The sequence below is a fragment of the Pseudomonas sp. GW822-FHT03F08 genome (assembly GCF_058801265.1).
Map to the genome: position 1 here is coordinate 1 of NZ_JBXANC010000018.1, position 14,798 is coordinate 14,798.

The window sequence follows — 14,798 nt, forward strand, 5'->3', positions numbered from 1 at the left end:
CCGTTTCGACTGCGCCGGAAGTGGGGCGAATTATAGGCCTCCAGAATCTGCCGTCAACTCTTAATTACGCTTTTCTTGCAAAACCTGCCTTTTACCCGGCAAACGCGGGATTCGGCGGGCTACCAGCGGAAGCCGCAGCACAAGCAGCAGCCCACCTATAGAGGCATAGACCGCCCACTCCTTGAGATCGGCGCGCACAATCCACAGCATATGCAGCAATCCAAGCCCGAGAATCACATACGCCAGCCGGTGCAACTTCTTCCAGCGCGCGCCCAAACGGCGCTGGCTATAACGGTTGGACGTCACCGCCAATGCCAGCAACCCCAGGAATCCAAGCGTACCGACAATTATGTACGGGCGTTTGCGCAACTCCACTCCCAACTGCGACCAGTCGAAACCCAGGATGAACGCCATATAGCTGCATAAATGCAAAACCACATACGCAAAACACCAGAGCCCCAACTGCCGGCGCACAGCGATCCACCCTGCCCACCCCGTAAGCTTCTGCAGCGGCGTCATGCTCAAAGTGATCAACAGCAATACCAATGTCCCGAGCCCAAGTCGATCAACCAGGACTTTTCCGGGGTCTGGCCCGAGCAGATCCTCAAAGGCCTGATAGAACCACCACAACGGCCAGATAGCCGCCGCAATAAAAACGCCCACACGCCAGAACGGATATCGCATCAGTAATTCTTCCGTAGATCGAGCCCTGTATATAAAGAAGCGACTTCGTCCGAGTAGCCGTTGAACATCTGCGTATCACGCACATTCGGCTTGAACAGACTATTAGGAAGACGTCGTTCCCGAGCCTGAGTCCAGCGAGGGTGATCAACCGTCGGGTTCACATTGGCATAAAACCCATACTCGTCCGCTGCAATGCTTTGCCAGGTCGTCTTTGGCTGCTCACTGACCAGACTGATCCGCACGATGGATTTGACACTCTTGAAGCCATACTTCCATGGCACCACCAGACGCAACGGCGCGCCGTTCTGATTCGGCAATTCACGGCCGTACATGCCCACTGCCAGGATCGCCAATGGATTCATCGCCTCATCCAGACGCAAGCCTTCTACATAAGGCCAGTCGATCAGGGCAAATCCCGACCGCTGTCCGGGCATGCTCTTCGGATCCTGCAAGGTTTCAAAACGAATGTATTTGGCGTTGGACGTCGGCTCCACCTGCTTGAGCAGCGCCGAAACAGGGAAACCGATCCAGGGGATGACCATCGACCACGCCTCGACACAACGCAGGCGATAGATGCGCTCCTCCAACTGATAAGGCTTCATGAAGTCTTCCAGTGCATAGCGCCCCGGTTTCCCCACCTCCCCGTCCACCACCACACTCCAGGGTTCGGTCTTCAGCGATCCGGCATTCGCCGCCGGATCCCCCTTGTCGGTACCGAACTCATAGAAGTTGTTGTAGTGGGTCGCGTCCTTATAAGGCGTGATCGCCTCATCCTTGACGTTCACGGCGCCCCATTTAATAGAAGGCTGCTTCTCGGTAAACCAGGCGGGCGCATTGCCAGACTCGACATCGGCATAACGGGCGGCCTCTTCGGCACTGGCCCAACGCGGCAAGCTGCTCACGGCCAAGCCTGCCGCAGTTGCTCCGAGCAATTGCCGGCGAGAGAGATAAATGGATTCAGGCGTGACGTCCGACTCGTGGCAGTCGGACGCTTTGGGGATTTTGATCAGCATGACAACTCCGCAGTTTTGGAGGACAGATGCACCCATAGACTGCGGAGTATGAGGGAAATTACATCACTCGACGTTTTTGTGGCGACGAAGATGCAACAGGTACTGCACAGGGCCCGAGGCCGCATAGGCAAGGAACACCAACAGCAGAATACGCGGAGGATCACTGAACACCACGGCGAACACCAGCACCACCGCCAGGATCGCCACGAATGGTACGCGCCCTTTCAGGTCCAGCTCCTTGAAGCTGTTGTACTTGATGTTGCTGACCATCAGCATGCCGGCAGCCGCCACCATCAGTGCAACCAGGAACGACATCTTCGAACCCTGGATCCCGTAATCGCTGAACGCCCAGACAATCCCCGCGACCACACCGGCAGCTGCCGGACTGGCCAGACCGATGAAGTAGCGCTTGTCTGCGGTGCCCACCTGAGTATTGAAGCGCGCCAGACGCAACGCTGCGCCAGCCACATAGATGAAGGCGACCATCCAGCCGACCTTGCCCATGTCACCCAAGGCCCAACCGAATGCCAGCAATGCCGGCGCGACGCCAAAGGCAACCATGTCCGACAGCGAGTCGTACTCGGCACCGAATGCACTTTGGGTATTGGTCATGCGTGCCACACGGCCGTCGAGACCATCGAGCACCATGGCGACAAAAATCGCGATAGCCGCGAAGGCGAAGTACTTGCTCGCACTCGCCGAATCCCCGGCGCTCAACGCAGCCTGGGCACTCATCGAATTGATGATGGAATAGAACCCTGCAAACAGGTTCGCAGTGGTGAACAGATTCGGCAAAAGATAGATACCACGATGCCGGACTTTACGACCTTCTGCGTCATGCCCTTCTTCGACATGCTCATCGATGGGCAGCAGGCTTTCGGCGTCTGAAGCCTGGTTCGGCTCTTCGGGACGTTCGCTCATGGACATTACCTTGCAACGGATTGGACATTTTCGACAGGTGTCTGGGACGACGGTTCGGCCACAAACGATGCAGCTTTATACCAGAACCGCCCGCCCATACGAAAAAACGCGGCCGAGGCCGCGTTTTTTCATACAAGGGTCGACGACTTAGTTTTTGGCTTTGTCGACGATCTTGTTGGCACCGATCCACGGCATCATGGAGCGCAGTTGCTCGCCGATGATTTCGATACCGTGAGCGGCGTTGTTACGACGCTTGGCGGTCATCGAAGGGTAGCCGGTTGCGCCTTCGCTGATGAACATTTTGGCGTATTCGCCGTCCTGAATACGTTTCAGGGCGTTGCGCATGGCCTGACGGGACTCGGCGTTGATCACTTCCGGGCCAGTCACGTACTCGCCGTACTCAGCGTTGTTGGAGATCGAGTAGTTCATGTTGGCGATACCGCCTTCGTACATGAGGTCAACGATCAGTTTCAGTTCGTGCAGGCACTCGAAGTAGGCCATTTCCGGCGCGTAGCCAGCTTCAACCAGGGTTTCGAAACCGGCTTTTACCAGTTCAACGGTACCGCCGCACAGAACGGCTTGTTCGCCGAACAGGTCGGTTTCGGTCTCGTCCTTGAAGGTGGTTTCGATGATGCCGGTACGACCGCCACCAACACCGGCGGCGTAGGACAGAGCAACGTTCTTGGCGTTGCCCGAGGCGTCCTGGTAGATCGCGATCAGGTCAGGGATACCGCCGCCTTTCACGAACTCGGAACGTACGGTGTGGCCCGGGGCTTTCGGCGCGATCATGATCACGTCGAGGTCGGCACGCGGAACAACCTGGTTGTAGTGGATCGCGAAGCCGTGGGAGAAGGCCAGGGTGGCGCCTTTCTTGATGTTCGGCTCGATTTCGTTCTTGTACAGGGAAGACTGGAACTCGTCCGGGGTCAGGATCATGACCAGGTCGGCAGCAGCAACGGCGGAAGCAACGTCAGTCACTTTCAGGCCGTGGGCTTCAGCCTTGGCAACGGTAGCCGAACCTTTACGCAGACCGACGGTAACGTCGACACCGGAGTCTTTCAGGTTGCACGCTTGAGCGTGGCCCTGAGAGCCGTAACCGATGATGGCAACTTTCTTGCCCTGGATGATCGACAGGTCGCAGTCTTTATCGTAGAAAACTTTCATGAATTTCCCCTTTATATCCAGGCCGTTCAGGCCATTCGCTAATTTGGTTTAGATGCTGAGTACTTTGTCGCCGCGGGCAATACCGGTGACGCCACTACGGACGGTTTCCAGAATCGATGCGGTGCCGATGGACTGAATGAAGCTGTCGAGCTTGTCGCTGGTACCGGTCAGTTGAACGGTATACACGCTGGCGCTGACGTCGACGATCTGTCCACGGTAAATATCGGTGGTGCGTTTGATCTCGGCGCGCTGGGCGCCAGTGGCCTTGACCTTGACCAGCATCAGTTCGCGCTCGATGTGAGCACTTTCCGACAGGTCCACCAGCTTGACCACTTCGATCAGCTTGTTCAGGTTTTTGGTGATCTGCTCGATGATTTCATCGTGGCCGACAGTGGTCAGCGTCAGACGCGACAGGGTCGGGTCTTCGGTTGGCGCCACGGTCAGGCTTTCAATGTTGTAGTTGCGCTGCGAGAACAGGCCGACTACGCGAGACAAAGCACCGGGTTCGTTTTCCAGAAGCAAGGAAATAATGTGCCGCATGATTAGGTACGCTCCGTCTTGCTCAGCCACATATCGCGCATGGAGCCGTCTTTGATCTGCATCGGGTAGACGTGCTCGCTGGTGTCGACCGAAATGTCGAGCACCACCAGGCGATCCTTCAGGGCGAACGCGTCTTCCATCTTTGACTTCAAATCTTTCGATTCGGTGATGCGCACGCCGACGTGACCATAGGCCTCGGCCAGCTTGACGAAATCAGGCAGCGATTCCATGTAGGAGTGCGAGTGACGGCTGCCGTAACTCATGTCTTGCCACTGACGAACCATGCCCAGTACACCGTTGTTCAAGATCACGATCTTGACCGGCAAACCGTATTGCAGGCAGGTCGACAGCTCCTGGATGTTCATCTGGATGCTGCCTTCACCGGTGACGCACGCAACGTCAGACTCAGGGAAGCTCAAGGCGATACCCATCGCGGCCGGCAGACCGAAGCCCATCGTGCCCAGACCACCGGAGTTGATCCAGCGGTTCGGCTTGTTGAACTTGTAGTACTGCGCAGCAAACATCTGGTGCTGGCCCACGTCGGAGGTCACAAAGGCATCGCCCTTGGTCACTTCGCACAGGGTTTCGATCACGGTCTGCGGCTTGATCTTGCTGCCGTCGCCCTTGTCGTAAGGGAACAGGCCGCGATCACCGCGCCACTCGTCAACTTGCTTCCACCAGCTGGCGACCGCTTCCTTGTTCGGGGTTTCGCCGATTTCCTTGAGGATCGCGACCATTTCGGTCAGGACGCTCTCCACCGGTCCAACGATTGGCACGTCGGCCTTGATGGTTTTGGAAATCGAAGCCGGGTCGATGTCGATGTGAATGATCTTGGCGTTCGGGCAGAACTTCGGCGCGCCGTTGATCACGCGATCGTCGAAACGCGCACCGACCGCCAGGATCACATCGGCATGGTGCATCGCCAGGTTGGCGGTGTAACTGCCGTGCATGCCGAGCATGCCGATGAACTGACGGTCAGTGCCAGGGTAGCCACCCAGGCCCATCAAGGTATTGGTGACCGGCAGGTTGAGCATTTGCGCCAGTTCGGTCAGCGGCGCGGAGCCGTTGCCGAGAATCACGCCACCGCCGGAGTACAACACGGGACGCTTGGCCGCCAGGAGCATTTCTGCCGCCTTGCGGATTTGCCCGGAGTGACCGCGAACGGCCGGGCTGTAGGAACGCAGTTTGGCTTTCTTCGGGAAGATGTATTCGAACTTCTCGGCCGGGTTGGTCATGTCTTTCGGGATATCGACCACGACCGGGCCCGGACGACCGGATTGCGCCAGATAGAAGGCTTTCTTCATGACTTCCGGGATTTCGGACGCGTGCTTGATCATGAAGCTGTGCTTCACGATCGGCCGGGAGATACCGATCATGTCGGTTTCCTGGAACGCGTCGGTGCCGACCATGGTGCTTGGCACCTGACCGGAAATGATCACCATCGGAATCGAGTCCATGTAGGCCGTGGCAATACCGGTGATGGCGTTTGTGGCGCCTGGACCGGAAGTCACCAATACCACGCCGGCTTTACCGGTGGCACGGGCGTAGCCGTCAGCCATATGGGTAGCCGCTTGTTCGTGACGAACCAGGATGTGGGTCACTTCCGGTTCTTTGAACAGGGCATCGTAAACATGAAGAAGAGCACCACCCGGGTACCCGTAGATATATTTGACGCCTTCGTCACGCAAGAAGCGGACGAGCATCTCACCGCCAGATAAAAGCTCCACGTTGTTCACCTCTAAAACGCCAGAATACCGTCCACAAAAAAGCGAACGGGTCTTAATAGGTTTACTTCTCGGCAGAGCATGAGCGACGGTGGTCGCCGACTACGTCAGCACTGACTGAGCAAGTATTGGGATCGTCCCAAGTGTTGCGGGCCTTTCCCACCCAGCGCGAGGTAACGCGTTGCGGGTGTAACAGGTCGACGCGGATATGCGCCTCATGATCTGCCGAGAGGGTCTGCTTCTGGCAGTCCCTGTACAGCGGACTTTGGATTCTTCTGTTTCGCCCTCTCCAAGTCAAGCCGTCAATGTGCTTAATTGTGGGTAAGCACATGAGAACGCAAGAAAAAACCTGAAAAGCGCTACTCTGTTAGCGTCAATTGCGCAATTTTGCCAAGGAATCAGCATGCGAACGCTCCTCGTCATCCTGCTGATCGGCCTCAGCACCTGGTGCATGGCCGGTCAGATCTACAAATGGGTCGATGCTCAAGGTGTCACGCATTTCGATGCGCAGCCGCCACAAGGTCAAACGGCGACCACAGTGCAAACGCAGCCCTCACCTGCTCCGCGCCCCACCGCGATGCCCGGCAGCGGCGCGTTGGGCGATCAGAAAGCCATCGATGACAAGGTCAGGAAACAGGTCGCCGAGCAACAGACTCAGCTCAAGACCTTCTGCGAACAGACACGCACGAACCTGGCGCAGTTACAGAACAATCCGCGCTTGAGGGAAGAGACCGAGGGGGAATTGCGGCGGCTGAGCGATACGCAACGTCAGGAGCGTATCGCAGAGACGCAGAAGCAGATTGCCGAGAACTGCCAGTGATCACTGGCAGTCGGCCGTTCAGCGCGAAGCAGTGATCAGCAGGTCGAACTCTTTGAGCAATACCTGCAACTGCCGATCCTTGCCCTGCAGATTGCGTTGGGCAAAGACCATTTCGGCCATTTCCTGAATGCCCGAGGCATTGGGCAATGGCAGGTCCTGTTCGAGGATCATCTTCATCCGCGGCAGGAAGATCCATTGCAGCCACTGCTCGAAATCGAGCGTGTCGACCGAGAACGGCTCGACACTGCTCAAGGCTTCAGCCGAAGGCTGGACGTCATCCCACCAGCCCTGGGCGCGCAGTTCGCGCTCGATCAACAGCAGTTGATCGGCAACTTTCGAGAAACGCGCGTCCATCACAGCGAAACCTTGGCCTTCTGACGGGCCAGTGCGGCGCCGGCGGAATCACCCTGTTTTTCGCGAGCCTGGGCAATCAGTTCCCACAGGCTGGCCTGCAAGTCCGGACGACCGTTGGCCATGGTCAGCGCGCGGCGGGCGGTTTGCTCGGCTTGCGGGGCATCGCCCTGAGCCATGCGCACCTGCGCCAGACGGTAAAGCACTTGTGGCTCACGCGGGGCAACACGCTGAGCGCGCTCAAGGCTGGAGGACGCACCGTTCAGATCACCACCGGCCTGCTGTTGCTGCGCGGTGGTCAACAAGGCGAGCACCGGGCCGTCCAGTTGCTCGTCGGCGGACAGACCGCCACCGCTGCTGGCCGAAGGAATGCCGCTAGGCGTCGAAGACATGCTGTAACTACCGGAGCTGATCGGTGCCGATTCGACCGGCGAAGGGTTGTATGGCCCCGCAGTGATACCACCGGACGCCGGGCCCGGAACAATCGGCGAGCTGCTGATCGGCGTCGACGTCGCAGCGCCACCCGGCACCATCACCACCACACCGGTATCGCCCTGCGGGATAGCCTGAGTCTGGCCCTGCACAGGACGTTTCACCGTCGTCTGCCGGAAGCCGCCATTGGCCGAAATGCGTTCACTGTTGGACACAGCCGTGCCCGAATCGACAACCGGGATCGAACCACGCTGTACGGTGGAGCAGCCGCTGAGCAAAGCCACGGCGGTCACCGCTGGAATCAACCACTTGTTCACTTGAAACCCTCTTCGCTTAATTCATCCAGCCCTTGACCCAATCCATCACCGACTCGCTCGACGCCGGGCTTTCGCCCGCGCAGGAGGCGCCGGGTGGCGGTTCGCTGCCGCGAATATACGGCATCTGCACGGCGCCCGGACAGTTGGCATCAGAGCCCTGGCCGGTACGCGAATCGACCCACGCCTGAACCACGTTGTCCGGCTGCGGCATGTCCAGCGGCAGCGGATCGGCCTTGCGCATGAAACTGGTCCAGACCTGCAACGCACCGGTAGCACCGGTGAACGGCGTCTTGCCGTTATCGTCGCGACCGAGCCAGACCACCGCCAGCAGATCCTGACTGAAGCCGGCGAACCAGCTGTCGCGCGAATCGTTACTGGTACCGGTCTTGCCGGCCAGTGTCAGTGTCTTGGGCAACACGTTGTAGACCGAGCTGCCGGTACCTTCACGCATGACGCGCTGCATGGCGTTCTGGATCAGGTAGATCGAGGCCGGATCGAAACGCTGCTCGATCTGGAACGGATAACGCTTGAGCGGCTCGCCCTCGGCGGTCAGCACGCTGCGAATCCCGCGCATCGGCGTATTGAAACCACCGTTGGCGAGGGTCTGGTACATGGTCGCGACTTCGATCGGCGTCATGCCACCGGCACCCAGCAGCATCGACGGGAAGGCCGGGAACTCGCGAGTTACGCCCAGACGCCCGATGGTCTTGAGGACATTCGGAACACCCACCGCCAGCCCGAGACGCGAGGTCGACAGGTTGTAGGAGTGCGCCAGCCCTTGATAGAGGAACACCGTACCGTGGGAGCGACGATCATAGTTCTGCGGTTTCCAGACCTGGCCATCCGCGCCCTTGATGGAAAGCGGATCGTCCGACAGCCAACTGGTCAGCGTGTACTGGCTCGGTTTCTCCAGTGCCGTCAGATAAACCGCAGGTTTGACCAGCGAGCCGATCGGTCGCACCGCATCCAGTGCCCGGTTGAACCCGGCGTAACTGGCCTGACGGCTGCCGATCATCGCCTGGACTTCGCCGGTTTCCGGATTGGTCACGACCATCGCCGCTTCCACGTCATCGGAACCCTTGCGGCCGGAAAGACGCTTGAAGGTGTCATTGACCGAAGCTTCGGCTTTCATCTGCAGGATCGGGTCGAAACTGGTGAAGATCCGCAGACCTTCCTCGGTCAAGTCTTCGTCGCGGTAGTCCTCACGCAACTGGCGTTTGACCAGATCGATGAAGCCCGGGAACGAACTGTCGGCCAGTTTGCCGCGCGAGGTTACGCCCAGAGGCATTTTTTTCGCGGCTTCCACCTGCTCGGCAGAGGCGACACCTTGTTGCTCAAGTACATCGAGCACCAGGTTGCGTCGCTCCAGCGCCCGCTCCGGGTTGCGACGCGGGTTGTAATAGGAAGGGCCCTTGACCATGCCGACCAACAGCGCGACCTGATGCAGTTTCAGCTCGGACAATGGCTGGCCGAAGAAGAACTGACTGGCCAGGCCGAAACCGTGTACCGCACGCTGACCGTCCTGACCGACGAAGACTTCATTGAGGTAGGCCTCAAGAATTTCCTTCTTGTCGTAATGCACCTCGAGCAACAGCGCCATCATCGCTTCGGTGAGCTTGCGGGTCAGGCTGCGTTCGTTGGTGAGGTAGAAGTTCTTGACCAGTTGCTGGGTCAGCGTACTGCCGCCCTGAGTCATCTTGCCGCCAGAGGTGTTGACCCAGATCGCCCGGGCAATCGACTTCGGCGACACACCCCAGTGACTGTAGTAATCCCGGTCTTCCACAGCGACCAGGGTTTCCAGCAGGTACGGCGGCACCTGATCGAGCTTGATCAGAATCCGGTCTTCAAGGTTTTTCGGGTAGATCCCGCCGATCATCAGCGGCTCCAGGCGCACCACCGACAACTTCGAACCGTTCGTCGCCGAAAGCTCGGCCACGTAATCACCGGAGAAACGCACGCGCACCGGCTGCGGTTTCTCGAGGCCTTCATAGAACTGGAAGCCACGGGTGTTCAGATCGACGGTATTGCCGTTGACGGCTGCAGCGCCGGGGCCATTGCTCACGGCCTCGCGGCGATAGCCCAGGCCGTCGAGTTCGGTGAGGAAATCGTCCTTGCTCAGTTTCTGTCCGACGAACAGCTCGAGCGGACGCGCGTATACCTTGGCCGGGATGGTCCAGCGCTTGCCGGAGAATTTCTCCTGCACCACGGCATCGAGGTAAACGGCGAAGCCAGCCAGCACCACAAGGCCGACCAGACTGAGTTTAAGGGCCCAGCCCAACCATGGGCGCAGGCCCCGGGAAGGTGGTTTTTTAGGGGTGCGGGGGGATCGAGTACGAGTCATGGCGGCGGATTATACGCACTTTATTCATACTCAACAGGAGCGCTCCGAGGTTTGCGTCGGGCTGGCGAGCGGCCATAATGGCGACCTCGAATTTCCCCAGTCTCTGAAGGATCGCCTGTGAGCCAGTCCCTGATCGCCGCCCTGCAAAACCCGGCCCTGTTTGCGCACCCTGTCGAAGGGTTTCAGGTCATCGAAACCCATATCTCGTGGGTCCTGCTCACTGGTCCTTACGCTTATAAAGTGAAGAAGCCGGTGAACTTCGGCTTTCTCGACTTCACCAGCCTCGAATCCCGCGAGCACTTCTGCGGCGAAGAGCTGCGCCTCAACCAGCGCCTGACCGACGATTTGTATCTGGAAGTGATTCCAGTCACCGGCACTGTCGAAGCCCCGCAACTGGGTGGCGAAGGCCCGGCCATCGAATACGTGCTGAAAATGCGCCAGTTCCCGCAGACCGGCCTGCTGAGCACCCTGCAAGCCAATGGCGAGCTGACCACCACACACATCGACGAAATGGCCGAGCAGATCGCTCGTTTCCACCTCAGCGCGCCGATAGTCCCGGCCGAGCACGATGCCGGCACGCCTGAAAGCGTGATGGCGCCGGTACGCCAGAACTTCGAACAAATCCTGCCATTCCTCAGCGACAAAGCCGACCTGCTGCAACTGGATGCCCTGCAAGCCTGGGCCGAAAGCAGCTTCGAACGCTTGAAGCCACTGTTCGCCCAGCGCAAGGCACAAGGTTTCACCCGCGAATGCCACGGTGACATTCACCTGGGCAACGCCACGCTGATCGACGGCAAAGTGGTGATTTTCGACTGCATCGAATTCAACGAGCCGTTCCGCTTCACCGACGTCTGGGCCGACACCGGCTTCCTCGCGATGGACCTGGAAGACCGCGGCCTGAAATCCCTGGCCCGTCGTTTCATCAGCCAATACCTGGAGCTGACCGGCGACTATCAGGGCCTGGAAGTACTGAACTTCTACAAGGCTTACCGCGCATTGGTTCGCGCGAAAGTTGCGCTGTTCAGCATGCCGGCCGACGCAACCCCGGTGCAGCGCGCCACCACCCTGCGGCAGTACCGCAACTACGCCAACCTGGCGGAAAGCTACAGCACCATTCCTTCGCGCTTCATGGCGATCACCCACGGCGTATCCGCTGTAGGCAAAAGCCACGTAGCCATGCGTCTGGTCGAGGCGCTGGGCGCAATTCGCCTGCGTTCCGATGTTGAACGCAAGCGTCTGTTCGGCGAGCAAACCGTTGCCAATGATGTTCAGGCCGGGATTTACAGCGCCGACGCCAGCATAGCGACTTATGCTCGCCTGCATGAAATCGCCGAAGTGATCCTGCACGCCGGTTTCCCGGTAGTGATCGATGCCACTTACCTCAAGCGCGAACAACGTGACAGCGCAGCCAAGGTCGCCGAGGCCACTGGCGCGCCGTTCCTGATCCTCGACTGCAACGCGCCACAAGCGGTGATCGAGAGCTGGCTGGCCCTGCGTCAGGCAGACAAAAAGGATCCGTCCGACGCCACGCTGGCTGTGATCGAAGCGCAACAAGCCAATCGTGAAGCGTTGACCCCGGACGAAATCCTGCGCAGCAAGCGCGTGCAGACCAATGAGTCCGGCACCCTGGACACTGTCGTGGCGCAAATCCGCCAGCGCCTGCCAGGTCTGTAAGAAACTATTTCGGCCGTGAAGCCCTCGCTCGCTTCACGGCCGTCAAATAGTGGCACTATACTGGCGTCATAAAACCAACAGGTGATCTGACATGAGCCAGCCGAAACTTCTCGATACCCCGCTTTATGCCTTGCTGCACAAAGACGACATAACCGGTTTCAACAAAGAACGTCCGAAAGACGGTCCGATCGATATGGTCGGCGGTGATTTTCGCGGCCTCGACCTGCGTGAACTGAACGCCGATGGCGTGGATTTCCGGGACGCCTACTTCCGTTCCGCTGATCTGCGTGGCATCGACTTTCGCAATGCGGCGCTGGAAGGTGCGAGCCTGGCCCACGCGCAGATTTCCGGCGCTTACTTCCCGCCGGAACTGAGTGCAGACGAAATCCTGATGTCGATGAACTTCGGTACACGCCTGCGCTATCGCACTCGCTAAGCCACCGAGAGGCTGACCCGTCCAGCGCCCCCGCTTTGCGCTGGACTGCGTGCTATTCGCGCTTTTCCCACGCCCTCCCCGTCCTGATTCATCAGCGAAAACCTGACCTTTCTTAGAAGCGTTTGCGTCGAATCCGACCAAACAACCACGCTTTTCCTACTGATGGCTACACTCCTGAGAAGCTCGCCCACGCACCATTCGGCCGTCGCAAGGAGGCTTGATGAATGATGAACTGCAACACCTGAAGAATCTTGGCAAGACGTCGGCGCAATGGCTGCATGCCGTGGGCATCCACAGCGCCTCGGATCTGCGTCGCCTGGGCGCCGTGGATGCCTATCGGGCCGTGCGCACGCGCGGGTTCCGGGCGTCGAAGGTGTTGTTGTATGCAATCGAAGGCGCCTTGATGGATGTGCACTGGAATGACATCCCCGCTGAACGCAAGGACGCACTGAACAAACAGCTCGAAGCCATTTCCTCTCGCCACAAGAACTGACGGGCACCCACCTTCATGTATCTGCTCGGGGAACAATCGGCGCCGGCCGAAGCAATGATCAACCGTTTGCAGAGTCTGCCCGGTCAATTTCTGCGGGACCTTGAACCGTGCGGGCCCGTGCTGGAACTGGAGGCCACGGATGATCTGAAGGCGCAGTTGCCGGGTGATCAGCTGTTTTTATTGACAGAGGGCATCATCAACGGCCAGTTCGGTGGCCGGGCGCTTTTCTATTGGCAGGAAGGTGATCTGATCGGTCTGCAGCAAAGCCCGGACTGGACGGATTGCATCCTGCGTTCGGAAGGCCCGCTGAGCCTCCTGCCCTATCGTCGACGCGATTTGTTTCAGCATGTGCATTCGGAACCCGTACGTTCGGAGCAATTTCTGCATTATCTGCTCGGGCAAATGGCGCTCCTGGCCCATGCAGTTGCCGAGCTGAAGCCACGGGAGTTTCGCAGTACCAATGGCTTTAAACGGGTCGAGGCCGGAGAAGTGTTGATCCGCGAGGGCGACCCCGCCGATCACGTGTTCGTGATCATCGAGGGACACGCGCAGGCATTCGTCGACGGGCACAAGGTTGGGGAAGTGCCCAAGGACGAGATTTTCGGCGCCATGGCGATATTTACCGGCGAACCGCGCAACGCTACCGTCGTTACCTGCGAGCCGAGCACGGTGATGCTGATTCCAGGCGATCAGTTTTTGAGCATGACCCGCAGCAATCCGAAAATCGCCCACAGCCTGATCGAAAGCATGGCCCGGCGCATCGACCAGCTCAACAAGCAGCTCACGGCACTTGACCGTCCAGTCTGAAGCCCAGTGTTTGCAGGACTTTTCAGCCATTCCCCAAACAAAAACGAAGAAATGGAAAAACACACGTTGACTTGTTAATGAGAATCGCTATGATTATCACAACTGGTCGCGAGATCAGTCGATATTCTGAAAAGCCCTTGGTTCGGACTCTCAGATTATCTCCTCATCAGGCTAATCACGGTTATTTGACCCGGTTTTTACCGGGTCTTTTTTTGCCTGCGAGAAAGTCATTGGCCGAACTGTTTACGCATCTCGGCGCAGTAATCCGGTTTCGGTGTGGCCGGCGTGAACCAGACATAATCGGCCATGGCCGCCGTGACCTCGCTGCCCTGCTCCGCCAGCATCAGCACCGTCGGCGCTTCGGGCGCGCCCAGATCCAGCACATGCAGCGGCACACCAACATCCTTGCGCGCATGGAACGCACCCGCGAACAACAACGCTGGCGCAGGCGCCGCCATCAACCGTGAGGCCATCCGCCGATCCCGTTGCTGCTGCACCGCCAGCATCGCCGGCATTTGCGATTGGGGCAGCAAGCCGCAGTGAGAATCGTTGATCTGCCCGGCCAGCTCGTTTTTCACCGACTCGGCGTTGCTGCGATCCCCCTTCAATACCGGAGGGTCGCGATAGAACGCACGAATTTCAATGTTATCGAGATTGGCCGCCAACAGTGGATACGGTTGCGTGAAAGCAAACCGCACAATCGGCCCGTAGAGTTTCCAGTCCCAACCGTCCTGCCACGCCAGCTCGACCGGAAGATCGACAGGAGGCTTTGGGGAATGGTGTACGTCATCAACCCGCGATTGTTGATCGGGTGTCAGCATTTCAAGCAGGAGACTGCCCTGGGGACGCGCTTCGCCCAGCGTCTGCAACAGCCACAATTGCACAGCATGATGATCGGCGTTGTCATGTTGCTCACCGACGATCACCCGTGCCGGCTTGCCCAGACGCGTCAGCAATTCGTGCGGGGTAATCAGTGTTCCGCTGCGCAGGTCGCGAATCTCGCCACTGACCGGTGGCGGAGCGACATGTTGGCAACCGCCAAGCAACAACACCGCAAACAGCAAAATCCCACGCATGCTTT

At 58.8% G+C, this 14,798-nt stretch carries 15 protein-coding genes; 5 read left to right on the forward strand and 10 right to left on the reverse strand.

Features of this window, described 5'->3' with window-relative positions:
* Positions 1-60 precede the first annotated feature (60 nt).
* The 6 genes from msrQ to AC1RME_RS29265 form a co-directional block, all read right to left on the reverse strand.
* The gene (gene msrQ, locus AC1RME_RS29240; RefSeq protein ID WP_096820925.1) at positions 61-684 is read right to left on the reverse strand and encodes a protein-methionine-sulfoxide reductase heme-binding subunit MsrQ; all 624 of its coding nucleotides are present in this window, start codon (positions 682-684) and stop codon (positions 61-63) included.
* Positions 684-1,697 (reverse strand): protein-methionine-sulfoxide reductase catalytic subunit MsrP, encoded by a 1,014-nt coding sequence (gene msrP / locus AC1RME_RS29245; RefSeq protein WP_493073043.1) that lies wholly within the window; start codon positions 1,695-1,697, stop codon positions 684-686. The genes msrQ and msrP overlap by 1 nt, the downstream gene beginning before the upstream one ends.
* A gap of 63 nt (positions 1,698-1,760) precedes the next feature.
* On the reverse strand, positions 1,761-2,618 hold the full coding sequence (pssA, locus tag AC1RME_RS29250) for a CDP-diacylglycerol--serine O-phosphatidyltransferase (protein WP_096820923.1): 858 nt from the start codon (positions 2,616-2,618) through the stop codon (positions 1,761-1,763).
* 147 nt (positions 2,619-2,765) lie between these two features.
* On the reverse strand, positions 2,766-3,782 hold the full coding sequence (gene ilvC, locus AC1RME_RS29255; protein ID WP_003228216.1) for a ketol-acid reductoisomerase: 1,017 nt from the start codon (positions 3,780-3,782) through the stop codon (positions 2,766-2,768).
* Between the two features lie 48 nt (positions 3,783-3,830).
* The gene (ilvN, locus tag AC1RME_RS29260; RefSeq protein ID WP_003205610.1) at positions 3,831-4,322 is read right to left on the reverse strand and encodes an acetolactate synthase small subunit; all 492 of its coding nucleotides are present in this window, start codon (positions 4,320-4,322) and stop codon (positions 3,831-3,833) included.
* A 2-nt stretch (positions 4,323-4,324) separates the two neighbouring features.
* Positions 4,325-6,049 (reverse strand): acetolactate synthase 3 large subunit, encoded by a 1,725-nt coding sequence (locus tag AC1RME_RS29265; protein WP_493092100.1) that lies wholly within the window; start codon positions 6,047-6,049, stop codon positions 4,325-4,327.
* Between the two features lie 400 nt (positions 6,050-6,449).
* Here AC1RME_RS29265 and AC1RME_RS29270 point away from each other — a divergent pair, with 400 nt between their 5' ends.
* The gene (locus AC1RME_RS29270) at positions 6,450-6,866 is read left to right on the forward strand and encodes a DUF4124 domain-containing protein (protein WP_493092101.1); all 417 of its coding nucleotides are present in this window, start codon (positions 6,450-6,452) and stop codon (positions 6,864-6,866) included.
* Between the two features lie 18 nt (positions 6,867-6,884).
* Here the strand turns inward: AC1RME_RS29270 and AC1RME_RS29275 are convergent, their stop codons facing one another.
* The 3 genes from AC1RME_RS29275 to mrcB are packed head-to-tail and all read right to left on the reverse strand — an operon-like array spanning position 6,885 to position 10,307.
* Positions 6,885-7,220, reverse strand: a complete 336-nt coding sequence (locus AC1RME_RS29275; protein ID WP_249483681.1) for a YqcC family protein — start codon at positions 7,218-7,220, stop codon at positions 6,885-6,887.
* Positions 7,220-7,966 carry a tetratricopeptide repeat protein gene (locus tag AC1RME_RS29280; RefSeq protein WP_493092103.1) on the reverse strand — a complete coding sequence of 249 codons (747 nt, stop codon included), beginning with the start codon at positions 7,964-7,966 and terminating at the stop codon, positions 7,220-7,222. The genes AC1RME_RS29275 and AC1RME_RS29280 overlap by 1 nt, the downstream gene beginning before the upstream one ends.
* 16 nt (positions 7,967-7,982) lie before the next feature.
* Complete coding sequence (gene mrcB / locus AC1RME_RS29285) at positions 7,983-10,307, reverse strand: penicillin-binding protein 1B (protein ID WP_493092105.1); 2,325 nt, start codon at positions 10,305-10,307, stop codon at positions 7,983-7,985.
* 117 nt (positions 10,308-10,424) lie between these two features.
* On the opposite strand from mrcB, the gene AC1RME_RS29290 reads away from it, so the two are divergent.
* From AC1RME_RS29290 to AC1RME_RS29305, 4 genes are all read left to right on the forward strand, one after another.
* Entirely contained in the window at positions 10,425-11,981 is a 1,557-nt protein-coding gene (locus AC1RME_RS29290; RefSeq protein ID WP_493092107.1) for a bifunctional aminoglycoside phosphotransferase/ATP-binding protein, read from the forward strand.
* Positions 11,982-12,072: 91 nt separating this feature from the next.
* Positions 12,073-12,417: a pentapeptide repeat-containing protein gene (locus AC1RME_RS29295; RefSeq protein WP_096820917.1), complete on the forward strand. Its 345-nt coding sequence runs from the start codon at positions 12,073-12,075 to the stop codon at positions 12,415-12,417.
* Positions 12,418-12,637: 220 nt separating this feature from the next.
* Complete coding sequence (locus AC1RME_RS29300; protein WP_003228231.1) at positions 12,638-12,910, forward strand: TfoX/Sxy family protein; 273 nt, start codon at positions 12,638-12,640, stop codon at positions 12,908-12,910.
* Positions 12,911-12,925: 15 nt separating this feature from the next.
* A complete protein-coding gene (locus AC1RME_RS29305; RefSeq protein WP_493073039.1) occupies positions 12,926-13,717 on the forward strand; it encodes a Crp/Fnr family transcriptional regulator in 792 nt (263 codons plus the stop codon).
* A 227-nt stretch (positions 13,718-13,944) separates the two neighbouring features.
* Here AC1RME_RS29305 and AC1RME_RS29310 read toward each other — a convergent pair whose 3' ends face one another.
* The gene (locus tag AC1RME_RS29310) at positions 13,945-14,793 is read right to left on the reverse strand and encodes a ChaN family lipoprotein (protein ID WP_493092108.1); all 849 of its coding nucleotides are present in this window, start codon (positions 14,791-14,793) and stop codon (positions 13,945-13,947) included.
* Positions 14,794-14,798: the final 5 nt, after the last annotated feature.